The organism is Leekyejoonella antrihumi (assembly GCF_007845645.1).
In the GTDB taxonomy this organism is placed as follows: Bacteria; Actinomycetota; Actinomycetes; order Actinomycetales; family Dermatophilaceae; genus Leekyejoonella; species Leekyejoonella antrihumi.
This window is the reverse complement of the sequence record NZ_VCQV01000033.1, coordinates 1-22804: the sequence shown is the minus strand read 5'-3', so window position 1 is coordinate 22804 and position 22804 is coordinate 1. Positions and strand designations below refer to the sequence as shown.

At 66.8% G+C, this 22804-nt stretch carries 19 protein-coding genes and 1 pseudogene; 7 read left to right on the top strand and 13 right to left on the bottom strand.

What is annotated here, in order from left to right; translation table 11 throughout:
• Positions 1–34: 34 nt before the first annotated feature.
• On the top strand, positions 35–670 hold the full coding sequence (locus tag FGL98_RS19145) for a TetR/AcrR family transcriptional regulator (protein WP_146319469.1): 636 nt from the start codon (positions 35–37) through the stop codon (positions 668–670).
• Here the strand turns inward: FGL98_RS19145 and FGL98_RS19140 are convergent.
• A complete protein-coding gene (locus tag FGL98_RS19140) occupies positions 656–1828 on the bottom strand; it encodes an acyl-CoA dehydrogenase family protein (protein WP_146319467.1) in 1173 nt (390 codons plus the stop codon). The two genes, FGL98_RS19145 and FGL98_RS19140, sit on opposite strands and share 15 nt — an antisense overlap.
• A gap of 33 nt (positions 1829–1861) precedes the next feature.
• Between FGL98_RS19140 and FGL98_RS19135 the strand changes: the two genes are divergently transcribed.
• On the top strand, positions 1862–2842 hold the full coding sequence (locus FGL98_RS19135; RefSeq protein WP_146319465.1) for a DUF2332 family protein: 981 nt from the start codon (positions 1862–1864) through the stop codon (positions 2840–2842).
• A 6-nt stretch (positions 2843–2848) separates the two neighbouring features.
• Here FGL98_RS19135 and aroQ read toward each other — a convergent pair whose 3' ends face one another.
• From aroQ to FGL98_RS19120, 3 genes are all read right to left on the bottom strand, one after another.
• Positions 2849–3289 carry a type II 3-dehydroquinate dehydratase gene (gene aroQ, locus FGL98_RS19130; protein ID WP_146319463.1) on the bottom strand — a complete coding sequence of 147 codons (441 nt, stop codon included), beginning with the start codon at positions 3287–3289 and terminating at the stop codon, positions 2849–2851.
• A gap of 62 nt (positions 3290–3351) precedes the next feature.
• A complete protein-coding gene (locus FGL98_RS19125) occupies positions 3352–4008 on the bottom strand; it encodes a response regulator (protein WP_146319461.1) in 657 nt (218 codons plus the stop codon).
• A complete protein-coding gene (locus tag FGL98_RS19120) occupies positions 4005–5177 on the bottom strand; it encodes a sensor histidine kinase (RefSeq protein WP_222432257.1) in 1173 nt (390 codons plus the stop codon). The genes FGL98_RS19125 and FGL98_RS19120 overlap by 4 nt, the downstream gene beginning before the upstream one ends.
• Positions 5178–5338: 161 nt before the next feature.
• Between FGL98_RS19120 and FGL98_RS19115 the strand changes: the two genes are divergently transcribed.
• The gene (locus FGL98_RS19115; protein ID WP_146319459.1) at positions 5339–5755 is read left to right on the top strand and encodes a DUF6069 family protein; all 417 of its coding nucleotides are present in this window, start codon (positions 5339–5341) and stop codon (positions 5753–5755) included.
• A gap of 82 nt (positions 5756–5837) precedes the next feature.
• Here FGL98_RS19115 and FGL98_RS19110 read toward each other — a convergent pair whose 3' ends face one another.
• On the bottom strand, positions 5838–6674 hold the full coding sequence (locus FGL98_RS19110) for a phosphotransferase (RefSeq protein ID WP_146319457.1): 837 nt from the start codon (positions 6672–6674) through the stop codon (positions 5838–5840).
• On the opposite strand from FGL98_RS19110, the gene FGL98_RS19105 reads away from it, so the two are divergent.
• Positions 6673–6921 (top strand): hypothetical protein, encoded by a 249-nt coding sequence (locus FGL98_RS19105; RefSeq protein WP_146319455.1) that lies wholly within the window; start codon positions 6673–6675, stop codon positions 6919–6921. The two genes, FGL98_RS19110 and FGL98_RS19105, sit on opposite strands and share 2 nt — an antisense overlap.
• Positions 6922–7497: 576 nt before the next feature.
• Here FGL98_RS19105 and FGL98_RS19100 read toward each other — a convergent pair.
• From FGL98_RS19100 to FGL98_RS19085, 4 genes are all read right to left on the bottom strand, one after another.
• Positions 7498–8895 carry a chloride channel protein gene (locus FGL98_RS19100; protein WP_146319453.1) on the bottom strand — a complete coding sequence of 466 codons (1398 nt, stop codon included), beginning with the start codon at positions 8893–8895 and terminating at the stop codon, positions 7498–7500.
• 71 nt (positions 8896–8966) lie between these two features.
• Positions 8967–10466, bottom strand: a complete 1500-nt coding sequence (locus tag FGL98_RS19095; RefSeq protein ID WP_146319451.1) for a sulfatase family protein — start codon at positions 10464–10466, stop codon at positions 8967–8969.
• A 97-nt stretch (positions 10467–10563) separates the two neighbouring features.
• The gene (locus FGL98_RS19090) at positions 10564–11715 is read right to left on the bottom strand and encodes an ROK family transcriptional regulator (protein WP_186526262.1); all 1152 of its coding nucleotides are present in this window, start codon (positions 11713–11715) and stop codon (positions 10564–10566) included.
• A 63-nt stretch (positions 11716–11778) separates the two neighbouring features.
• Positions 11779–12804, bottom strand: coding sequence for a LacI family DNA-binding transcriptional regulator (locus FGL98_RS19085; protein WP_146319449.1), 1026 nt, complete (start codon positions 12802–12804; stop codon positions 11779–11781).
• Between the two features lie 137 nt (positions 12805–12941).
• Here FGL98_RS19085 and FGL98_RS19080 point away from each other — a divergent pair.
• Positions 12942–14437, top strand: a pseudogene (locus FGL98_RS19080) (sulfatase family protein).
• 9 nt (positions 14438–14446) lie between these two features.
• On the opposite strand, the gene FGL98_RS19075 reads toward FGL98_RS19080, so the two are convergent.
• Positions 14447–15211 (bottom strand): sugar phosphate isomerase/epimerase family protein, encoded by a 765-nt coding sequence (locus FGL98_RS19075; RefSeq protein ID WP_246136647.1) that lies wholly within the window; start codon positions 15209–15211, stop codon positions 14447–14449.
• Positions 15212–15413: 202 nt separating this feature from the next.
• Here FGL98_RS19075 and FGL98_RS19070 point away from each other — a divergent pair, with 202 nt between their 5' ends.
• On the top strand, positions 15414–18587 hold the full coding sequence (locus FGL98_RS19070; protein WP_146319445.1) for a chondroitinase family polysaccharide lyase: 3174 nt from the start codon (positions 15414–15416) through the stop codon (positions 18585–18587).
• A 681-nt stretch (positions 18588–19268) separates the two neighbouring features.
• Complete coding sequence (locus FGL98_RS19060; RefSeq protein WP_186526260.1) at positions 19269–21035, top strand: alpha-L-fucosidase; 1767 nt, start codon at positions 19269–19271, stop codon at positions 21033–21035.
• 144 nt (positions 21036–21179) lie between these two features.
• Here FGL98_RS19060 and FGL98_RS19055 read toward each other — a convergent pair whose 3' ends face one another.
• The 3 genes from FGL98_RS19055 to FGL98_RS19045 all read right to left on the bottom strand — a co-directional run bounded on the left by FGL98_RS19055 (position 21180) and on the right by FGL98_RS19045 (position 22621).
• Positions 21180–21548, bottom strand: coding sequence for a cupin domain-containing protein (locus FGL98_RS19055; protein ID WP_146319441.1), 369 nt, complete (start codon positions 21546–21548; stop codon positions 21180–21182).
• Positions 21549–21614: 66 nt separating this feature from the next.
• Complete coding sequence (locus FGL98_RS19050) at positions 21615–22253, bottom strand: NADPH-dependent F420 reductase (protein ID WP_146319439.1); 639 nt, start codon at positions 22251–22253, stop codon at positions 21615–21617.
• Positions 22250–22621, bottom strand: coding sequence for a hypothetical protein (locus tag FGL98_RS19045; RefSeq protein WP_146319437.1), 372 nt, complete (start codon positions 22619–22621; stop codon positions 22250–22252). The genes FGL98_RS19050 and FGL98_RS19045 overlap by 4 nt, the downstream gene beginning before the upstream one ends.
• Between the last annotated feature and the right edge of the window lie 183 nt (positions 22622–22804).

Below are 22804 nucleotides of genomic sequence, written 5' to 3'. Positions count from 1 at the left end.
GCTTATCGGGCCGACAGCGCCTACGGTTCTGCTGATGAACCAGACCACCGTTGATGCTCGAGCACCCAAGCAGGATCGCAGCCGAGCCACGCGGCAGCGCCTGATCGAGGCTGCCATCACTTGTCTGGCCCGCGACGGCTGGAGTCGTTCGACGGTGTCGGTGATCGCGGCGGAGGCGGGCATCAGCCGAGGCGCGACTCAACACCACTTTCCGACGAGGGAAGACCTCATCCTCGCGGCATTGGAGCGGATGTTTGAGCTGCGGATCGCGCAGGTCGACGTCGGTGAGGTGCAGGGCCGGCCCGAGGGCCGGGCTCGCACGGTTGTACTGCGACTGGTGGAGTACTACACCGGAGACCTGTTCAAGGCTGCGCTGCAGGTGTGGACCGCCGCGGCGGCCGACGAGACCTTGCGCGAGCGAATCGTTCCTCTGGAACGCAAGTTTGCGAGGGAGGTGCACGCGGCCGCGGTCCGGCTCCTCGGCGCCGATGACTCGGACCCGGCGACTCATCGGATGATCCAGGCCACCCTCGACATGGCCCGCGGGTTCGGGCTGGCGGACGTGCTCAGCGACGACTCGCGACGCCGCCGGCACGTCGCGGAAGCCTGGGCCGATCAGCTTGCGGGCGTGATCGCGCAGGCCGGCGAAGCTCGCTCAGCGGAAGGCTGAGGACCCGGTGAGCGCCTGCCCGATGATGAGCTGGTGCACCTCCGAGGTGCCCTCGTAGGTCATCACCGACTCCAGGTTGTTGGCGTGCCGGATGATGGGGTACTCCAAGGTGATCCCATTGGCGCCGAGGATCGTGCGGCACTCGCGCGCGATCTTGATCGCCTCACGGCAGTTGTTCAGCTTGCCGAGGCTGACCTGCTCATTGGTGATGCCCCCGCCGTCCTTCAACCGGCCGAGGTGCAGCGCGAGCAGGACGCCCTTGGTCAGCTCGAGCGCCATGTCGGCGAGTTTCATCTGGGTGATCTGGTAGCCGCCGAGGGCTTTGTCGAACACCTTGCGGGTGTCGGCATACTCCAGCGCCGTCTCGAGGCAGTCGCGTGCCGCGCCCATCGCTCCGAAGACGATGCCGAACCGGGCCTCGGACAGGCACGACAGTGGACCGCGTAGACCCTTCACCTCCGGCAGGATCGCCGAACCGGGCAGCCGCAGGTCGGTGAACGACAGCTCCGCGGTCTTGGACGCCCGCAGTGACATCTTGTGCTTGACCTCGCGTGCCTCGAAACCCGAAGTGTCGGTCGGCACGACGAAACCGCGGATTCTTGCGTCGGTCTGCGCCCAGACGATGGCGACGTCGGCCACGGTGCCGTTCGTGATCCACATCTTGGCGCCGTTGAGCACCCAGTCATCGCCGTCTCGCCGGGCTCGGGTGCGCATGCCGGCCGGGTCGGAGCCGAAGTCGGGCTCGGTCAGGCCGAAGCAGCCGATCGCGTCGCCGGCCGCCATCTTGGGCAGCCACTCCTGCTTCTGCTCCTCGCTGCCGAACTTGTGAATCGCAGTCATCGCCAGTGAGCCCTGCACGGACACCAGACTGCGCAGTCCCGAGTCGGCAGCCTCCATCTCCAGGCAGGCAATGCCGTATGCGGTGGCAGACGAACCGCCGCAGCCATAGCCGTCCAGGTGCATCCCGAGCAGCCCGAGACCACCGAGGTCCTTGGCAATCTCGCGAGCCGGGAGGTCACCCGCCTCGAACCAGTCGGCCAGGTGGGGACGAAGTCGGTCATCGGCATACTTGCGGACCATCGATGCCAGGTCGCGCTCCTCCTCGGACAGAAGTCCGTCGATGCCGGTCAGTGCGTTCAGGGCTGCATGAGGGGTCACGGGTCCATCTTGCCTCTTCGTTAGGTTGTACGTATGGCGGAGTCAGAAGAAGAGGTCAGCCACCGGGCGGCATTTGCCAATGCGGCCGAGCGGCTCGAGCACAGTCCGCTCTATCACCTGCTGTGCCGGCGAGTCGCCGAAGACCGGCTCTACGAGGAGGGCACCTTCGCGTACTTCGTGCGGGAGGGGGCGCCGCTGGAGACGTGGAAGGACGCCCGCAAGGTCTTGACCGCGACGCACTCGCTGCTGCGTGAGCGCGGTGGCAAGGACTACCTGGCGGAGTACTTCCCGGTGCTCGGCGGCCATCGACCGCCGGACGAGCGGGCGTACCAGCTGTTCCGCGAGTTCCTGCGGGACCGTCGTTCGACCATAGCCCTGCGACTTGGTCGACCTGCGGTCCTGAACGATCCTGCCGGCGGCACGCGGGTCTATGCATTGCTGACGGACTATCTGCGTCATGCATACGCCGATCCGGTCCCGGTCGATCTGCTCTGTGTGGGCGCCGCGGCCGGGCTGGAGCTGGTCGCCGACCGGCTGGATCCGGCAGAGGGGCTGCTCCGCGGACACGAGGTCGTGCGCCGGCTGGGCGTCGATCTCGCACCGGTTGATGTGGCCCGGCAGGATCAGCTGGACTGGCTGCTGTCGTTCCGGCTTCCGGAGGATGTCGCAGGGCAGGTCCGGACGATGCGGGCCACCCAGTTGCTGGTGGACGAGGGTGTGGTGGTCGACCAGCGGGACGCGTTCCGGGCGGCGGCCGCCCCGGTCACGGCGCCCGCGGTGCCGGTGGTGTTCGGAGTGTCCTTCCTCTGCAGCGTCGAGCAGCCGGGCCGGGTGCATGAGGTGTTGCGGCAGCGCGAAGGCGACGTGATCTGGATCAGTGACGAGGCTGCCGGCGTGCTCACCCACCTGGGCCTGGCCGACGACCTCGAGGGCGTCGATCCGAGCTCACGGGTAACCCGACTGATGCACTACCGCGAAGGTGAGATCGTCGGCTCCCACCGGCAGATCACCTGAGAGCGATCAGCCCAGCAGCGTGGCGAGCCGGCGGATCGCGAAGTCGTACCCCTGCGTGCCGCACCCCACGATGACCGCCGCCGCCGCATCCGACAGGTAGGAGTGGTGCCGAAACGACTCGCGGGCATGGACATTGGAGATGTGCACCTCGACAAACGGGGCAGCCACACTGGCCAGGGCGTCGCGGATCGCGATCGAGGTGTGCGTGTAGGCTCCCGCATTGATGACGATCCCAGCGGTCGACTCGCGCACGCTGTGCAGCTTGTCGACGATCGCCCCCTCGCTGTTGCTCTGGAAGCAGTCGACCGACAGGCCGACCTCGGTGGCAACTGCGGCACAACGTCGTTCGACGTCCGCCAACGTCTCATGGCCGTAGATGCCCGGTTCGCGAGTGCCGAGCAGGTTGAGGTTGGGGCCGTTGACCACGGTCAGGGACAGAGGCGGCATGTCACTCCTTTGTTCGGTCGGACCTCAGCGTATGCCGTAGCGACTTCTGTCGAGGGCACCGATCAGTCACTGGGGTCGGCCTCGTGGACCAGCAGCGCGACCTGAGTGCGATTGGTCAGGTCCAGCTTGGCCAGGATGCGCGAGATGTGCGCCTTGACGGTGGCCGTGCTCATGAAGAGCGCGGCGGCGATCTCGGTGTTGGAGTGGCCGCGTCCGACGTCGGTCGCCACCTCGCGCTCCCTGGGGCTGAGCCGGTCGAGCGCCGCTCGAGCGTCCTGCACCGCGGCCGATGTCGTGACCGCCCGGTCCATGAGCCGGCGCATGACCTGTGGAGACAGCATCGGATCGCCGGCCGCGACACGTCGGATCGCCTCGACGATCTGGGCGGGAGGGGCGTCCTTGACGAGGAATCCACTGGCTCCCGCGCGCAGGGCGCGCAGGACGTTGTCGTCGGAGTCGAACGTCGTGAGCACCACGACCTCAGGAGGTTCGGGCCGGGCCCGCAGCCGCGCAGTGGCCCGGATACCGTCGACTCGCGGCATTCGCAGGTCCATCAGCACGATGTCGGGATGGTGCTGGTCGACCGCCGCCGGCACATCGGCACCGTCGCCGACCTGAGCGACCACGCCGATGCCGTCCGTGCCGTCCAGCATCATAGCGAGCCCGGCACGCACCAGGGGGTCGTCGTCGACGAGCATCAGCCGGATCGGCAGAGTCATGTGGGCCACGGTAGCCGTGCGTGCAGCACGAACACTCGATCACCCGTCACCCGGTGGTCCAGTCGGCCACCGACAAGACGCACCCGCTCGGTCAGGCCGACCAGCCCGGTGCCACCGCTCGGCAGGACGGTCGACGACGATGCGGCCACGCGGTTGGAGACCTCGATCTCCAGTGCTGATCCGGCAGAACCCTTGATGGACAGGTGAACCGGCTGGTCGGGGGCGTGCTTGCGCGCGTTGGTGAGTGCCTCCTGAACGAGGCGGTATGCCGTGCGACCGATCGTCGGTGTCGGCGTGCCCGCGGCGGCATAGACGAGCGTGATCTGCATACCGGCTGCCTTGCACTCGTCGACCAGGCGGGTGATGTCTGCCAGGGTCGGCTGTGGTCGGTCGCCGGCCGCTCCGGAGGCGTCGGCCTCGGTGTCGTGCAAAACCGCAATGACGTCCCGTAGCTCGTCCAGGGCGTCATGCACGCCACCCCTGATGACGCCGGCCGCCTCGGCGAGCCGCTCCGGAGGTGCGTCGGGACGGTACTCCAGCGCCCCCGCGTAGGTCGCGAGAAGAGACAGCCGGTGGGCCAGGACGTCGTGCATCTCGCGGGCGATGGCGGCGCGCTCCTGGGCCCGCGCTTCGGCGACCCGCCTGCCTTGCTCCGCCTCTGCGCGGACTGCGCGCTCGCGAAGCGAGGCGACGAGCGCACCGCGGGCTCGCATGAGGGCCCCCCAGCCCAGCAGAGCGCCATCCGCCGTGATGACGAGGACGACCCACCAGCCGAACGACAGGCCGGGATAGGGCAGCCAGACCCAGCGCAGCAGGTGGGTCGCGGCGGCGAGGGTTGCGACGGCGGCAGCGCGGCCGAAGGGCCGGCGCCACCCGACGTGCATCACCGCGATGCTCGCGCCGGGCGTGGCAGCGGGTGACGCCACGGCCAGCGCCACCAGGAGGGTGGCGCCGAGGGTCGGGCGGCGCACCAACAACGGCATGAGGCCGGCGCTCAGCAGCCCGATGACGCTGTCGATGATCAGCAGGCGGGTGGCCTCACCGCCGCTGGCGTCCCCCAGGACAGTGGCTCCTGCGAGCACGAGGGTCACCAGCATCATGCCGGCTTCGGCGCCGCGAACGTTCTGCAGCAGCGGGGGCCGCATCTCCTGGCACATCGAGGTCTGCACGAGTTGAGAGTATGCAGCGTCGCGGCGGCCGCGCTACCGCCGAAAGTCGGTACTGCGGCCGCCGTTCGATGGTCCGGATCCGGCCTTTCAGCCGATGCACTGTGCCGGTGCCGTGCATCACTCTCGTGGCATCACAAGAGGATCGATACAGGGAGCTACGGATGTCAACGACAGCGATGAATTCGACACTGGGACGGCTGCGCACGCGCGTCATGGGCCGGGCCGCGGTAGTGGTTGCGGCGGTCGTGTGCGCAGTGACGGGATGGGCGGTTCTGCATCTACTGCTGCGGGTCGACCTGCTGGTGAAGACCGGGTCCTCACCGGCCTCGGTTGGGTGGGTCGGAGTGGTCTTGACCGCACAGCTCGCCGCGTGCGCTGGGTGGGCCTCGATGGGGCTGATCGAGCGCCGGCGCTGTCACTCGCGACGTCCGTGGACGGCGCTGGCGCTGGCGGTTCTGACAGTCTCGCTGCTCGGCCCGCTCGAGGCCGCCTCGGTGGCCGCCGGGGTCGGACTGCTGTGCCTGCACCTGGTGGTGGGGTTGACGATCATTCTCGGCCTACGGCGTACGGCATGTTGAGCCGATCGGGGCGGCCCGAGCTCCCGTCGGACGCTCCGGCTGGCCGGACATCTCGGACTAGTGGCACTCCACATCGGCCCCCTCAGGCCGCAGCCAGTGCCTGCCTGATCATCCGGTGGCCCTCTTGCTCGAAGTCCTCCGCGCCGACCTGGTAGGCCCAGCATGCGGTGCCGATGGCCTCGCGTAACAGTGTCCGCTGCCACGCCGCAGACTCCCGCGGGTCGCCACGGTAGCCCTCGATGAAGGCCCGCTCCAGCCCCGGTCGACCCTCCCACTCGCGACGGGCCAACCGGGCGAAGTCGGTCAATGCGGGGCGCCAGTCCGCCCGGCCCAGGTCGATTACGAGGATCTGCCCGTCGTCGTTGACCAGCCAGTTGCGGGTCTGCCAGTCGCCGTGCGTCGGCACCAGCTCGACCGCCGGCTGATCGTGGGAGGCAATCACCTCCCGTAGCCGCGTCACGATCCCCTGGGAGATCCGATGCTCACCGTCGAGCCAGGTGATCGCTCGGGCGTCCATCTGCGCCTCATAGCTCTGGCTGACTCGGGCCGCTTGCGCGTGGTAGGCCGCCAGCAGCGCGCCCGCCTGCCGGTAGGTGTCGGCGTCATCCGCGGCCGGGCTGTCCTGCACGAGCACGCCGGGCAGGTAGGACAGCGCGAACACGTTCTGGTCCCGGTCTGCGTGCAGTAGCCGACCGATCCGGCCGGTGGTGCGCCAGGGCCCGGTCCACCGCTCGTGTGCCGCAATCTCGCGGGGCAGGTGGCCGTCGCTCGGTCCGGCCGCCTTCACCACGGCCTCTCCACCGTCGTGCCTCAGGTGCAGCACCACGGTGTCAACCAGTCCCCAGCTCAGATCGGCCACGACCACGGCTCCGGGAAACCACCCGTCGACGGTCTGCTGCTGTGCGTCGGAGAGTGCCATGGCCGGTCAGCGTAGCCAGACCGGTCGCGGTTCCGACCGAGGCCCCGGGTCGCCCCACGGGAGGGCGGAGAAGAACGCGACCTGGTCGACCGGGTTCGGGGTCGGTCCGATCAGCGTCTCCGCCCAGTCCGGCTACGGCACCAGCGTCCACGACAGCTTCGCGGTCAAGAGCTGTCACCAGTCTGCGGGGACAGACATCAACGGCCCGATCCAGTCACCGTCGGTGGAGATCCACCACTACTACTGAAGGCCGCAATGCGGATGCTCAGACAGTGCGCTGCTCTGCTGGTTGCGGGGGTCATGGCCGGGGCCGATAGGGGGCTGCGGTGGTGCCTCGTCTGCAAGCCTGACGATTCCCTCGGGGGTGACCCGGCTGCGGGATTGGTGGGGAATCGTGGGCCTGGGCAGCCGCAGTCCGATGGCGACGAGTTGGTGTGCGTGGACCGCCCCGGTGCGGTGCACGTCGAGGCGGTGCGTTCTGTCGGGCCGACCGAACGGGGGGCATGCACGTGCAGGCGTTCGTTGTGCAGAAGAGTCCCTGGATGTCCGGACCCCGACCGCAACTCCATCGGCGACGCCTGCCACTCGCTCAGGCAGGCGCGCAGCACTGACCAGACGCCCGCCACCAGGTCGGTACGTGAGTAGAGACACAGCGGCGGCAGCACCAGGACAGGCCCAACCTCGAGTCGACAACGTGGTCGTGACCGCACAGGGTCGACAACTGACCGCGGAGCCGTCATGCCCCGTAGCTGTTGAACTGCCCTTGGAGACGACGCAACCCGACTATTTGGTTGATGGTGAGTGGCCGCGGAGGCAGCCCCAGTCAGACGTGCGCGGGAGCGGACAGTCGAGCGGAGTAGATCGAGTAGCCGTCGATCCATCGAGTGATGGCCGTCGCGATGACCGTCGCGATGACCATCGGCACCATGAGCCCGAATCCGCTGTGGGTCAGTTCGAGCACGAGCGCGAGCGCCGCAAGGGGAGCCTGCATGGCCGCTCCGATCATCGCAGCGGCCCCGATCATCGCGTAGGCACCGATGGGCGACCCCGGCCACGCCATGGTCCACAGGATCCCCAGTGCCGCTCCAAGCGCGGAACCGGTGGACAGCACGGGCGTGAAGAGCCCACCGGTTGCACCACTGCCCAGACACAGCAGCGTCACAATGGGTTTGAGCACCATGAGGCCGACGAACAGCGCCAGGGTCCCGCCAGATGCGAACGCCAGGTGGGCGATGTCGGAGCCGTTGCCATACAGCAGGGGATACCGCAGTCCGGCCACCGCCAGCACGGCGAAGGCGACCAACGGTGCGATGAGCGCCCAGCGGCCGCTGATGCGGTAGTGCGAGACAAGACCGATGAGTCGCACATAGACCGTTGCCACAACGCCGACGATCGGCCCGATGATCAATGCCCAGACCATCAGCCTGGGTGCATACGCATACTGAGGGATGTCAACGTAGATCGCGTGATCGGGCAGCGCGGCCCACGCGGTGATTGTCGCGACGCCCGCGCAGCCGAGCGCGGGCAGCACCACCGGCAGGGCAACCGTGCCCACCAGCACCTCTGCGGTGAACAGCGCCGCGCCGAGGGGCACGTTGTAGACACAAGCAAACCCGGCGCCGGCGCCACAGGCCACCAGTAGTCGCAGCTGAGCCGGGGACAGGTGAAGGGCGGTGGCGACGACATTGCCGGAGACTGCGCCCATCAGCTTGGGCGCGGCCTCACGGCCGAGAGAGGCGCCAAGTCCGACGACGATCTCCGAGAGGATGGAGGTGCCCAGGCTGCGGCGGAACGACAGCCGGCCCTTGCCGGTCCACACCACGTCGTCGACCTCGGACTTGCGACCGGGGGTGAAGCGTCGCAGGAAGTACCACCCCACGCCGGCGATCACCCCGGCCACGAGCAACGGTGTCGCCCGGTGCCAGGCATCGGCGGCCGCCACTTTCGCCGCGTACTCGTCGAACCCGTGCGAGCCGAAGCCGACCCGCTGCACTGCCTTCAGCAGGATCATCAGCAGGTCGCCCACGACGCCGGCCGAAACACCGGTGATCACGATGGCGACCCAGAAGCGGGGGGTCAGCGCCGCATCGCCGTCGTGGGTGACGTTGGGCTGCATCATCGCGCCCTGCCCGGACGGCAGGCGACGCTTCAGCAGCGGCGCCGGCACTCGCTCACGCTCGTTCTCACGAGTGACCGAACGTTTGAAGGGCACGCGCTTCATGGCCGGGCAGCCTCTGGGTGCGAAGGAGTGCCGGCGCGAGGCGGCCCACTGGAGAGGCTCATTGATCCCCTTTACGACTTCGGCGTGACCTGGTCGGCGACCCCGTCGACGTCCGGTGCGCGATCCTCGCCCACGTAGGTCATGTAGGTCATCCAGGCACTCGCGGGGTCATCCCGCTGCACGAGCTCACGATACAGACGAAGCTCCATGTCCTGGCGCACGGAGCGATACGACGGTGCAGTGAAGACGTTGTGCAGCTCGTGCGGGTCGATCTCGAGGTCGTAGAGCTCGTTGGTGCTCTCGGGGTTGTAGACCAGCTTGTACCGGTCCTCGCGCAGCATGCGCTGGGAGTGCGGGAAGTGGTGGCCATGGAATTCGGCCACAAGCTGCTGACGCCAGTCCGGGACGTCGTCGCCGGACAGGATCGGCACCAGGCTGCGGCCGTCGTGGGCCTCGACCGGTTCAACACCGGCGAGGTCGAGGATCGTCGGCGCCAGGTCGACCAGAGAGGCGAACTCGCGTCGCCGCTGCGCCGGCTTTCCCGGCACGTGGATCAGTCCCGGGATGCGGTAGATGTCCTCGTACATGGCCGGCCCCTTGTCGTTCAACCGGTGTGCGCCGGTGAACTCCCCGTGGTCGGCAGTGAAGATCACTGCCGTGGAGTCTTCGATGCCGAGGGTCTCCAGCTCGTCGAGCAGGATGCCGATGCAGTTGTCGATCATCGTGACATAACCCCAGTACACGGCGATCAGCTTGCGCCACTGGTCGGCGTCGAAGGCGTCGGTCGACCAGTACTCGCTGTAGCGACGCTGAATCGGTGGCTTGCCGTCGAAGGTCTCGGCCATCGAGGCCGGCAGCTCGACCAGCGCGGGGTCATACATGTCGAAGTACTTGCTCGGGATCAGGTATGGCAGGTGCGGTCCGAACCAGCTGCTGGTCAGCCAGAACGGTGAACCGTCGGTGCGCCCGCGCTCGGCATACTGCCGCAGCAGATCCAGCGCCTGGGAGGTGATGAATCGCTCCATCGTCGCTTCCTCGGGCTGGTTCAGACGTCCGGCCAGCAGGTGTCCGCGCCCGCTGCCGTTCTCGGCGACCCCGAAGATCGCGTCACTGGCGGAGAACGGGGGGAAGTCATTGTCGGCCAGCCACTGCTGGTAGGTGGGGTGGTCGAACGGGTTGAGTGCACCCGGCAGGTGCACACCGTCCATGCCGTAGAACTCGGGCCCACGGTCCCGGCCGATGTGCCACTTGCCCGCATGGCCCACCCGGTATCCCGCGTCCTGCAACGGATTGGACAGCACCGTCAGGTCCTCGGGGATCTCGACCTGCGCGCCACCGCTGCGCTCGGGGTTGACGAACAGCCCGTGGCGGTAGGGGTGGAGCCCGGTGAACAGCGATGCGCGCGCCGGGGTGCAGATCGCGGTGGGGGTGAAGAACCGTTCGAAGCACGTGCCGCTCTGGGCAATGCGGTCCAGATTGGGGGTGTGGATGACCGTGTTGCCGTAGCACGGCAGCGTGTCCGTCCGGTGCTGGTCGGTCATCAGGAACAGGACGTTCATACGCTCAGTCATGGTGATCGAGCACCTCTCGTGGGACTACAGTAATTAGTCTAATTTAAGACAATAGAGTGAGCTGGACCTCGAGCGCAAGGCGCGCACGCAGACTCGACTACCCGGCAGTGGTGGTGGGCTGACGGCTGCGTAGGACATGTGCGACGGCACCCAGTGCGCCGTCATTCATCCCGAGGTCGGCCCGCACCACCTCGACGGTTCGCCCGAGCCCGGGCATGGACAGGGCGTCGATCTTCTCGTGGATCGCCTCGAGGACCAGGCTGCCGACCTGGCCGAGCTCGCCGCCGATGATCACTCGCTGCGGGTCGAGCAGGGCCACTGTTCCGGCGAGGACGACCCCCAGTCGACGGGCGGCCTGGACGACCACATCACTCGCCACCGCGATGCGTGCCTGCACGGCCTCGACGAGATCGTCGAGACTGCGCAGGTCGAGGCCCCGTTGCCGACAGATTTCGAGGAGGGCCGGCCCGCCGACAAGCGTCTCGAGACAGCCGTGTCCACCACAGTCGCAACGCGGCCCGTTCGGGTCGAGGCACACATGGCCGATCTCACCGGCAGCCCCATTGGCTCCGACGAGCAGGCGGCCACCGACGAGGCAGCCACCGCCTACGCCGACGGACCAGCGCACATAGACCTGGTCATCCACCCCCCGCCCGGCGCCCCAGGTCGCCTCGGCAAGGGCGGCTAGCCGGGTGTTGTTGCCGAGCGCCACCGGCACCTCCAGGCGGTTCGAAAGCTCCGAGGTCAGATCCCGCGGACTCCGGGTGGCCGACTCATGGATCTCGGGGAGCCCGTAGACGCCGATGCCCACCGCTTCCAGAGCATCGAGATCGATGTCGTCAACCGCGCAAACGCTGTGAATCAACGTCTCGATCTGCACCGCGCAGGCCCCCGCATCCTCCGCTGCGGGCTCCTCGCTCACTCCGGCGGCGACGATCTGGTGAGCCGCATTGGCCACCACCAGGCGGGTGGCTTCGCGACCGACATCGACGCCGACGATCAGACCTGCGGCCGGATCGAGCGAGACCAGGGCACCTGGCCGGCCTCTACCGCGGCGAGCATCGCCGGGACGGCTGGTCTCGACCAGCACACCGCGCTCGACGAGGTCGCCGACGATGGCGAACACGGAGGATCGGGGCAGCGCGGTGCGGCGGACCAGTTCACCTCGCCCGAGAGCGCCTGAGCGCCGAATCTCGCGGATGATCCGCTGTTCGGAGCCGTTGCGGCGTGCGTTTTTGGTGTCGGTCACGGAAACTAGCCTGCCCGAGGTGGACTAATTATGCAATGTTGAGACTTATTAGGAGGGCTGCAGTCAGCGATGGGCGGGGGTCGAGTCCCGGATGACCACGGTGCCCTTGACCCGCGATCTCTTGGGCGCGGTTCCAGGCGGCGCGGTGACCAGTTCCATCGCCTGCTTGCCCAGCTCGGTGAGCGGCAGGCGGACGGTGGTGAGTGAGGGAGTGATGTCGCGCAGGGTGGCGATGTCGTCGAAGCCCGCAATCGCCAGGTCCTTGGGCAGCTGTAACCCGCGGTCGCGGCACGCAGCAATCGCTCCGACCGCCATGACGTCGTTGACGGCGAAGACGCAGTCGATCTGGCAGCCGCTGTCCAGAAGTTGCGCCATGGCCGAGTGCCCGCCATCACGAGTGAATGCTCCGTGCACCGCGATGGGCGGTGCGCAACCCGCATCGACGGCTCCTCGCTGAAAACCTCGGTGGCGGTCGCGAGCCGTCAGCAGGTCGCTCGGTCCCGCCAGCACCCCGAAGCGTGAGTGGCCCATCTCGGCCAACTTGCGTGCGAGTGCGCCCGCCCCCGCGGCGTTCTCTATGACGATGGTGTCAACGGGTAGTCGGGCCTGGCTTATCGCGACCACTCGACCACCTGCATGCTCGAAGGCGGCGACCTCGGAGCTGACTGCCGCAGAGTGATCCCGATCGGTGCGCTGGCTGCCGACCAGGATCGCGGCCCGGCCGCGCTGGGCGCGAAGCGCCTTGAGGTAGCGCAGCTCCTGTTCCGGCCGTCCGAGGGTGTTGCTCAGCATGACCAGCAAACCGGCATCGTCGGCGGCACGGGAGACCCCAGCGGCTATCGCCGAGAAGTACGGGTCGGCGATGTCGTGCACGATCAGCCCTACCATGGTTGTCGCGCCCCTGGCCATGGCCTGAGCCTGCGCGTTGGGCGCGTAATCAAGGCGTCTTGCCGCAGCCGCCACCCGTGCACTGAGGTCGGGCCGCACGGTGCGCGAGCTGCCATTGAGGGCACGCGACGCCGTAGCGACCGAGACTCCTGCTTCTCTGGCAACATCGCTCAACGTCACCGACCCACCCGATTGCACCACTACGTCTCCTCTGCGATCAGGGATGATCAACGTGACCTGAAGTGTAGAGCTCGAGCTGCGTGGCGCCCGAGCATTCTGCGATCACTCGTGCCGCACGCCGGACTGGCACAGGTAGCATACCCAGCAAGCGCTTTCCAATGCATCCTCAGAGGGAAGTGGCCACAACCCGAAGGAGTCTGCTCTTGACCAGTGAACACCCGGCTCGTCCGAACATTCTCTTCGTCCTGACCGACGATCAAGGCGCGTGGGCCATGGGATGCGCCGGAAACAAGGAGATCAAGACGCCTGTGCTCGACCAGCTTGCGCAGAAGGGAACGCGGCTGGAGAGCTTCTTCTGCACCTCGCCGGTCTGCTCGCCCGCCCGCGCCAGCCTGATGACCGGGCAGGTTCCCTCCGCCCACGGTGTGCACGACTACCTCACGGGGACGCATGTCGGCCCCACCGCCACCGACTATCTCGAGGGTCAGCTGATGGTGACCGATGTGCTCGCCGATCAGGGATACCGGGTCGGGCTGTCGGGCAAGTGGCACCTCGGCGCCAGCGATCGCCCCGGCATGGGTTCACGCACTGGTATGCGCATGAGGCCGGCGGTAGCGCCTACCACGATGCCCCGATGTTCCGTGGCGGTGAGCGCGAGTCGACGCCCGGATACCTGACCGACGCGCTCGCAGACGACGCCGTCGAGTTCATCCGCGAGAGTGCGGCGCAGGACGACCCGTTCTTCCTCTCCCTCAACTTCACCGCGCCGCACAGTCCGTGGAAGGGACAGCACCCGCCCGAGGTGGAGGCGCTGTATGCCGACTGTCCTTTCGACAGCTGCCCGCAGGGAGAGCTGCATCCGTGGACCACGTTGCGCGACGGGTCACCCCTGGGCGGTGAGCCCGACACCCGTGCCGCGCTGATCGGGTACTTCGCCTCGGTCACCGCGATGGACCGCGCACTGGGCCGGGTCGTCGATGCCCTCGAAGATGCGGGCGTGCGAGATAACACGGTCATCGTCTTCAGCAGTGACAACGGATTCAACGCCGGGCACCACGGCATCTGGGGCAAGGGCAACGGCACCTGGCCACTCAACATGTACGACAGCTCGGTCAAGGTGCCGGCCATCGTGAGCCAGCCCGGGCGGATCGCCGAGGGCGTCGTTCGCAGCGAGCTTCTCTCGGCGTATGACATGGGCGCCACACTGCTCGAGCTCGCCGGCCTCGACCCCACGCCGATGGAGAACGGTCCTGGCCGCTCATTTGCGTCGCTGCTGCTTGCCTCGGGTGATCGGCAGTCGGCTGCAGATGCGGACTCCGCCCGCGTCGTGGTGTTCGACGAGTACGGGCCCGCGCGGATGATCCGCAGTAAGGACTGGAAGTACATCCACCGGTGGCCCGACGGCCCGAATGAGCTCTACGACCTGGCGAACGACCCTGGCGAGACGGTCAATCTGGTCGAAGAGGCCGGCCAGCAGGACAGGTGTCGACAGCTCTCCGACGAGCTGGCGGACTGGTTCAGTCAGTACATCCGGCCCGAGCACGACGGCCAGCGGCTGCCCGTGATCGGCACCGGACAGGCCGCACCGGCGGGTCAGCCGGGCGCTTTCCAGGGGCCGCTCTGGGACAGCACTGCGGGCGAGTCCCGCGACTGAGCTTCGCGGTCACCTCCGCTCTGACAGCGCCCGGGTGAGCCAGCGTCGGCCTGGTTCGCCCAGCTCGGCAAGAGATGGCGCGTCCGGGTGCCATGCGCGTTCGTACTCCCACGACACCCAGTCGGTCAGGTCGTGGTCGCGCAACAGGTCAAGACCCCGTTGCAGCGGAAGGACCCCGTCGCCGAGCGCCAGTGGCGCTAGCTCGTCGTGTCCGGCAACATCCTTGACCTGGGCATAGGCGAGTCGACCGGCGAGCAGTCGAACGGTCTCCTCGGGTGCCTCATTGCCGAGCCAGGTGTGCAGCATGTCCCAGATGACGCATACGTCACCGCATCCCTCGGAGTCGATCAGGCGAAGCACGTCACGAGCCGTCGGGTGGCTGTCGTGCGTTTCGACTGCGAGCCGCACGCTGAGCCCCTCGCAGGCCGAGACGATTCCGGCGAGTCGGCGACCTGCGCGCTCTTCGACGTCGGGCGGGCATGGCACGCCACGTGTGCCACCGGGGAAGATCCGCAACCAGGTCGCGCCGAGGTCATGCGCGAGCCGGGCCTGGGCGAGACCGCTTTCGATCACCTCAGCATCCTCAACGCTGGTGTCACAAAGCTTCACATATGAGGCGATGGACAGTGCCTGCACGCGGTGTTGATCGAGCTGGGCGCGCCAGCCCCGGCGGTCCTCCGCTTTTGCTTCGAAGGAAACCGTGGCAGCTGGCCCCGACCGCAGCTCGAGGCCCGAATATCCCTGAGCGTGAGCCAATGCCGCCGACTCCGACACGGACAGTTCGGGGCAACCAAGGGTCGACAAGGCGAACTTCACTGACACACTTCCGTTCTGAGTTGAATGCACCAATGGTAAAGGTTCCGCCAAGTTGGTAAGCGTTTGCCCAAGTTCATGGCATAGATCACAATCCTTCTTGAATCGTCTTGCGCAGCAGCAGTTTACTTCGGAAGAAGCCCCCTTCAAGGAAGAAGACTCAATGTCACTCTCGTCCCACGACTTCAGTCGTCGCACGCTGCTGACGGTCGCCGCTGCGGGTACGGCGACTGCTTTGCTGGCCCCACGCGCGAATGCTGCCCCGGTCAGTCCACCGACCGGGGCGCCGTTGGCGGTCACGCCCCCCACGGCGTCGACCATGCCCGAGCTGGAGGCCCAGGCCCTGGCCCTCCAGCCACCGGTGTTCCTGCTGGAGACGACGGTTCCCAAGCAGTTCAGCGTGTCCCCCGCTTCGACGATGAGCATCACCAGCGACGTCTACCACACCGGGACGTCGAGCCTGCAATGGAACTACGGCTCACGGGGTCGGCTTGTGATCAACGCGCCCTTGGAGATCGGGCCTCCTACCGGCGGCAACGGCGCCGACATCGGCGCAAACGTGGACACTCTGGCGTTCTGGATGTACCAGTTCACGCCATCGTCGGACACGATGCGGATCGAGGCGGGGCGCGGGTCGCACACCGATGCGTGGTGTGACGTACATCTGGATTTCACCGGGTGGCGCACCGTCTGGATCCGGTATGAGGACATGAACGGCCGGGTGCGAGGCGACATGGACACACTGCGGTTCGTGGCGCCGCGCCGGGCCGGCACGATCTATCTGGACTACATTCTCGTCAACCAGCCGGTGCGATCGAACTTCCCGACTCGGGACCGGCAGGTGCCATTCGCCAATCCGGAAGTGTCCACTGGGGCGAATGAGCACTGGCTGGACCTGTTGTGGTTCTCGCAGCAGGACGCCAAGCCACTGCCGACACCCACTCCGACGACCGCGCAGCTGGCGGACCTGGCCACGATCGAGCAGGCCTACACGGTCGCGGTGGAGCACAACACGACGGTGACTGCCGCGTCGGTCGCCGCCATCGCGAAGGCGGTCGACGGCTTCGGTGTGCCCGCCGCGGGAAGCAAGGGCGGCACTGGCCGGCCGATCCTGGGTCATCAGAATGCGATCTGGCCGGCGGCAATCGCCACCGACCTTGCCCGGTTGGCGCCGGAGGCTCCGTTGGAGAAGTACACCAAGGAGATGCAGACGATCGCGGCGGCCTACACCTCGACCACGGACTCGACCCTGCAGAGCCAGCTGGCCGACCTGTATGTGCGGATGCTGCAGCACTTGTGGGACGAGGGTTGGGACGACGGCAGCGTGCAAGGCACGATCCACCACCTCGGTTACCAGGCCGGGGAACTTTACACCTCAGTCTGGCTGATGCGCGACGTGCTAGCTCAGCGCAATCTGCTATCGCATGCCAAGGCGATGCTGGCGTGGATGGTCGGGATGGGCCGCATGAGGCAGAGCACGAGGGATGTCGCCAAGTTCTACAACGGCATCATGGACATCATCAACACCACGCTGATGGGCATGCTGGGCAGTGCCCTGCTGTCCGACAGCGACGCGGAAAAGGTCGCCAGGGTCAAGCTGGTGCAGCAGTGGATCGACAACGCGAGCAAGTTCTCGGCCGGGACCGAGGGCGGGTTCAAGCCGGACCTGTCGACCTTCCACCACATGGGTCACTACCCGGCCTATTCGCGGGACGGCTTCAGCGGCGGGTCACCGGCCCTGCTGGCGTTGTCCGGGACCGGGTTCGCGGTGTCCCAGGAGACGCACCAGCGGTGGGTCGACGCGCTGCTGGCGATGCGTTTCTACGCCAATGAGATCAACTGGCCGATCGCACTGGCGAACCGGCACCCCACGGGCGTCGATGGCCTTTCGCTCAATGGATATCAGACCATGACTCAGCTGGGTAGCCCCGACGGCAAGCATGCGCTGGACCCGCAGATGGGTGCGGCCTTCCTGCGGCTGCTGCCGAACTTCCACGCATACTCGGCGCAACTGGAGCTGAAATCGGCCTTGGCCAAGGCTGGGGTGGTCGCCGAGCCGGCCCCGACCGGGTGTCAGGTGATGAACCACTCACCGTTGGTCTCGCACCGGCGGGACAACTGGTTGGTGTCGGTGCGTGGCCACAACCGCTACCTGTGGTCCACCGAGATGTATTGGGCCAGCAATATGTATGGCCGCTACGTCACCTATGGTCATGTGCAGGTGATGGCCGGGGGAGACCCGATCAGCAATGCAGGCTCGGGTTTCGTACAGCCCGGATGGGACTGGAATCGCTACCCGGGCACCACCTCCATCAACCTGCCCTACGACCAGCTGATCTCTAACATCACCCCCGTGGGTGAAGAGATGCTGCTGACCGATCAGCGCCTTGGTGGTGGCGGCACGATTGGTGGGCAGAACGGCGCGTTCTTGATGTCGTTGCACGAGAACGCGGAGTACAACGGGTCGTTCTACGCCCGCAAGTCGGTGTTCCTCTTCGACAACCGGGTCATCGCCCTGGGTGAGGGCATCGTGAACAACGACCGGTCGCATCACACCGAGACCACACTGTTCCAGTGCTACCTGGCCGACACCAGTGTGCCGACGGTGGACTCGCGCGACGGGTCGATCAGCACGCTGCCGTACAGCAACGCGAGCAAGACCCGCAGCGCGGTCTGGCTGATCGACCCGCAGAGCAATGGGTACTACGTGCCCAAGGGTCAGCAGCTGGTGGTCTCTCGTGCGGTGCAGACCGCCCCGGACCAGGGCAACACCACCACGGCCTCGCAGCCGTACGCGACCGCGGTGCTGGATCACGGGACCAAACCGCGCGGAGGCTCCTACGAGTACGCGCTGGTGGTCGGGGCGACGGCGGAGACGATGACGACGTTCGCGGCGGACATGCAGGATCGGTCCACGGCCCCGTATGCGGTGCTGCGGCACGACACCACCGCCCACGTGGTCAGTGACCGGGCCACCGGGATCACCGGGTGCGCGGTCTTCGAGCGATCGCACCGGCTGACTGATAGGCTGGTGCGGGCGGTGGACACTCCCTCGGTCGTGCTCGTGCAGCCGACCTCGAACGGGCTGGCCCTGTCGGTCACCGACCCGGACCTGCGGTTCTACACCGGCCCGGACAAGTCCGCACCCACCGCCTCACCGTACGACGTGCCATGGCGAGACTCGCCCGGTCAGGGCAGCGCAATCACCGTGGAGCTGGAAGGCGGGTGGACCTGTGCCACCCAGGGTGTCACCACCCGGGCCGGCCACGGCACCACGTCGGTCACCGTCCAGTGCGCCGACGGCCTGCCCACCGAGCTGGACCTGACGAAGGCCTGACCAGCAGGTGAGCCGAGTGGAGTCAGTCGCCGATCGCGGCTGACTCCACCTCGGCTGGTCTCATGATCCAGCCCATCGTCAACCAGGATGACAAGAAGGGACCATCTTTGTGGGACGAAACATTTTTGATGGGTGGCACATCGTCATCCTTGTGCTGCTCGTCGTTATCCTCTTCGGCTGGAAACGGCTCCCGACGCGGCACGTAGCCTGGGCCGGTCAGCACGCATCCTCAAGACCGAGATTGACGACTTCAAGGCCGAGAACCAAGCCAGGAGCGGAGTGTCCGGTCAGACCGCGTCAGGTCAGACCGCTGGTCCGCAGCCGCCGGCCGATCAGCCCGTCCGGCCGACCGACCCTTCGAGACAAACCGGCAGCACGGGCATTGGCGCCTGATCCGTCGGATTCGCAATCGCCGCAGCCGACTGCACTCCAGGTGTCGCAGGTTGGACCCGTGCCGCTTTTGCGTGACCTGTTGCAAGGTTCGAGATCAGGCAGTTGTCAAAGACCTTGTCCGAACGGCCACTCTTCTTGAGTCGTCCTACACGACAGAAGCTTCCTGCTGGCTTCATCCGCCCTCAGGAAGAAGGTTCGTGTCGCACTCTCCTGAGACGACCCATCACCAGAGGCGCCTTCACACGAGTGAACTCAATGGGCCAAGACAGCGCAGGTAACATCGTGGCCATGCCTCCGACGACCCCCACGCCCTCCCGTAAGTCTGCATTTCAGGCGCCCACCGCCGACGAGGGAGTTCACGGCCCGTCCGTGGTTCAGCAGACCTCGCAGGACATTCAGCGGCGCCAGGAGTGGTCAGACGCAAAGTTCGGTGTCTTCGTGCACTGGGGTATTTCGTCGATACCGGCCGGAGTTTGGGCCGGCCGGCACATAGCAGGACTGGCCGAATGGATCCAGTTCAAGGCAAAGATTCCGTTGTCCGAATACGGTGATCTGGCAAAGTCCTTCAACCCGACTGGCTTCAATGCGCGCGACTGGGTGCGCATGGCGTCCGAGGCCGGTGCCAAGTATTTCGTGTACACGGCGACACACCATGACGGGTTCGCCATGTTTCACTCGGAGGCGTCGGCATACAACGTCGTGGATGCCACGCCGTTCGGTCGCGACCCGCTGGCCGAGATTGCGCAGGCTTGTGCCGAGCACGAGATCATGCTCGGGATCTACTACTCCCAGACCATCGACTGGGAGGACCCGGATGCAGTAGGGCCACAGTGCAATGACTGGGACTTCGATCCCGCGCAGGGGGACTTTCACCGCTACTGGCGCCGCAAGGCGGTGCCGCAGCTGCGTGAAATCCTCAGCAACTACGGAGATCTCGGGCTGTTGTGGTTCGACATGCCCAGTGGCATCCCGGAGGAATGCGCCCACGAGGCCTTTGACCTGGTCAGAGAGCTGCAACCGGGTGCCGTCATCAACAGTCGTCTCGGTGGCGGCGCGGACGCCGACTACAACTCCATGGATGACAACTACTTCAACAACGTTCTACCGGCCCGGTACTGGGAAACGGCCGCCACCACGAACGACAGCTGGGCGTACTCCCAGCGGGCCGCGGGCTGGAAGCCGGTGGCAGGCCTCTGCGAAACGCTGGCCTACACGGTGAGTCGTGGCGGAAATCTGTTGCTCAACGCGGGACCTGACGCCACCGGCTCGATGCCGCAACAGACGCTGGACCAGTTCGGCGGTATCGGTGCATGGATGGATCGAGCCGCACCGGGCATCCGCGCCGCAGGTGCCTCGCCCTTCCCGGGAAGCTTCGACTGGGGCTACGTCACCACCGCCGGATCCTCGCTCTTCCTGCACGTCGCCGATCATGAAGCGCGCGAGCTGTCCCTGCCCGGCCTCACGTCGGCGCCCACGGCCGTTCTGGACCGTGCCACCGAAACCCCGGTGCCTTTCACTGTGGCCGACGCTGCGACAGACGGCACCGCCACCGTCGTCAGCCTAGAACTGCCACCGCCCACCGATGGGCTGCCGCGAACCATCGAGCTCACGTTCCGCCACGCACCCACAGTCGCCCGGAACCTGGTCCAGATTCCCGGGTGCGCCCTCCGTCTTGATGTTTGGACAGGGGAAACCGGCGGCGACGGATCGGTGCGCTGGAACTTCACCATGGCGACGCCGGGCGACTACCGCGTGGTGCTGCTCAGCAAGGAGACGTTCAGCAACGCCAACCCGCAATGGTGGGCCGATGGCATGACGGGAAACCTTGTTGCGGGCGCTGACCGGCAGCCGTTCACGCTGCACCGAGACGGCGACGAGACTTATCCGATCCTCCACTACTGGAAGGTTATTCGCAGCGAGATCGGGAGGCTTCAGGTGTCCAGCGTCGGGCAGCAGGAGCTCGCGATCGAGGATTTGGTGGTTGTTGACTCCAAGTGGGACAGCAGCGGTGTCAACATGATCGCCGTGAGGCTGGAGCCGATCACCCCAAGATAGGCCGCGGCGGATGGGTCGCCGTCCACGTGTGGAGCGGCCACGGGGCTCGTGGCCCGCCGTGCTGCCTTCGTGGGCGCCAGGCTCTCGCGGTCGCGGCCTGCAGGGCTCACCGCCGTCGGCACGTTCACCGCTCCGCCCGGAGGTTCAGGACGACTCGGGCGGTGTGCCACCGCCGTAGCTCCACTCCGGTTTGCCGCCGGCGACGGTGGAGGTGACCTCTGGTCCGATGATGAGGAAGCGTGTTTCTTCGGCAGCGACGGGACGGTGTTCCACCCCGCGAGGGACCACGAACAGGTCGCCGGGGCCCAGGTCCACGTCGTGAGATCGGAGCTGAATGCGTAGTTGCCCCTGAATGATCAGGAAGGCCTCGTCCTGGTCTTCGTGGGAGTGCCACCTGGTCGAGCCGATACCTTTGGCAACCTTGAAGAGTTGACCATTGCCGGCCGCCACGACCTTCTGTGACCAGAATTCCGTCAATGTCGCGGCTTCATCCGTCAGCGTCACCTTGTCCATCAGAAACTCCTTTCACACCTTGATGGGTTTCGAACGGGAATGGGACTGCGCCCAGCTGCACCCGTGCTAGATGGTCAGATCGGTGATGGCGAGGGCGAAGTTGTAGTGCCCCACACCGTTGCCGGCCAGACCCATCATCAGCAGCCCGGCGTGCTCCAGGCTGCGCGCCATCGTCAGCGGGCCGGCGTCCAACGGATGGAGCTCGAGGCTGTCGATGAATGACGACACGGCCTGCTTGGCCGGCGCGTCGTCCCCCGCGAGAAAGACGTCCAGCCGACGGCGCTGGTTCGAACCGGCCTCCAGCACATGGCCGAAGAGGGTGTTGAACGCCTTGACCACGTGCGCGTCGGCGGGAGCGACGTCGGCGATCTGCTCGGCGGCGGAGCTGCCATCAGGGGTCAGCAGGCCCGTGGCGCCGGGCGCGAACGCGTTGGCCATGTCGACGATGATCTTGCCGGCCAGTGCGTCGCCGTACTGGCGGACAATGGGAACGGCGCTGGCGTAGAGCACGGCGAGGATCACGATGTCGCCGCTCGGCGCGGAGCCGAATGCTCGCGTCGTGGCGCCGGATCCGAGATCGCGAGCCAACGCGTCGGCCTTGGCCTGGTCGCGGCCGATGAGCTCGACGGAGTTACCGCCCTCGAGTGCACGGGCGCCGATGGCGCGGGCCATGTTTCCCACTCCGATGATGCTGACGTTGCTCATGCTGCGTGCCTACCTTCGTGGACTGAATGTGAATCGGGAGTCGAGAGCGTGTGGGCCGGTGCGGCCTGCTGCGGGCGGCGTAGCAGGAGTCCGGCGCTGGCGGCAACGCCGGCGACGAGCAGTGCGCCGAAGATCAGCAGCGCCGTCTTGGCCGCCACGTCTTGGGCCAGCAGGCCGAGGCCGACGGCGGGGATGCTGAGGCCCAGGTAGCCGGCGAGGAAGAACAGGGTCAGTGCGCCGGCGCGGCTGCCGGGATTGCCCGTGGCGATGACTGTGCGTAGGGAGCTCTTGAAGTAGGAGCCCCCGCCGAAGCCGAGCACGGCGCCACCGAGCAGGAAGAGCCACAGGCTGGGCGAGCTGAGCTGCACCGCGACGACGATAGCGACCGACCCGGCGGTGATGAACAACGCGCCGATGGCCGCTAGGGTCTCTGATCTCCTGACATAGAGGGATAGTTCATGAAGGGTCGGGGTGGTCTTTGACGGTGTAGACGATCGTCAGGTTGGTGCCGGGATAGGTGGTCTCGGTGGCGGTCAGTTCCTCGCACAGGG

Excerpts from the sequence above, each read along its gene's own strand:
- FGL98_RS19145 (WP_146319469.1), top strand. The coding sequence starts at position 35 with ATGAACCAGACCACCGTTGATGCTCGAGCACCCAAGCAGGATCGCAGC.
- FGL98_RS19135 (WP_146319465.1), top strand. The coding sequence starts at position 1,862 with ATGGCGGAGTCAGAAGAAGAGGTCAGCCACCGGGCGGCATTTGCCAAT.
- aroQ (WP_146319463.1), bottom strand. The coding sequence starts at position 3,289 with ATGCCGCCTCTGTCCCTGACCGTGGTCAACGGCCCCAACCTCAACCTG.
- FGL98_RS19125 (WP_146319461.1), bottom strand. The coding sequence starts at position 4,008 with ATGACTCTGCCGATCCGGCTGATGCTCGTCGACGACGACCCCCTGGTG.
- FGL98_RS19115 (WP_146319459.1), top strand. The coding sequence starts at position 5,339 with ATGTCAACGACAGCGATGAATTCGACACTGGGACGGCTGCGCACGCGC.
- FGL98_RS19105 (WP_146319455.1), top strand. The coding sequence starts at position 6,673 with ATGGCCGGTCAGCGTAGCCAGACCGGTCGCGGTTCCGACCGAGGCCCC.
- FGL98_RS19110 (WP_146319457.1), bottom strand. The coding sequence starts at position 6,674 with ATGGCACTCTCCGACGCACAGCAGCAGACCGTCGACGGGTGGTTTCCC.
- FGL98_RS19100 (WP_146319453.1), bottom strand. The coding sequence starts at position 8,895 with ATGAAGCGCGTGCCCTTCAAACGTTCGGTCACTCGTGAGAACGAGCGT.
- FGL98_RS19095 (WP_146319451.1), bottom strand. The coding sequence starts at position 10,466 with ATGACTGAGCGTATGAACGTCCTGTTCCTGATGACCGACCAGCACCGG.
- FGL98_RS19070 (WP_146319445.1), top strand. The coding sequence starts at position 15,414 with ATGTCACTCTCGTCCCACGACTTCAGTCGTCGCACGCTGCTGACGGTC.
- FGL98_RS19060 (WP_186526260.1), top strand. The coding sequence starts at position 19,269 with ATGCCTCCGACGACCCCCACGCCCTCCCGTAAGTCTGCATTTCAGGCG.
- FGL98_RS19055 (WP_146319441.1), bottom strand. The coding sequence starts at position 21,548 with ATGGACAAGGTGACGCTGACGGATGAAGCCGCGACATTGACGGAATTC.
- FGL98_RS19050 (WP_146319439.1), bottom strand. The coding sequence starts at position 22,253 with ATGAGCAACGTCAGCATCATCGGAGTGGGAAACATGGCCCGCGCCATC.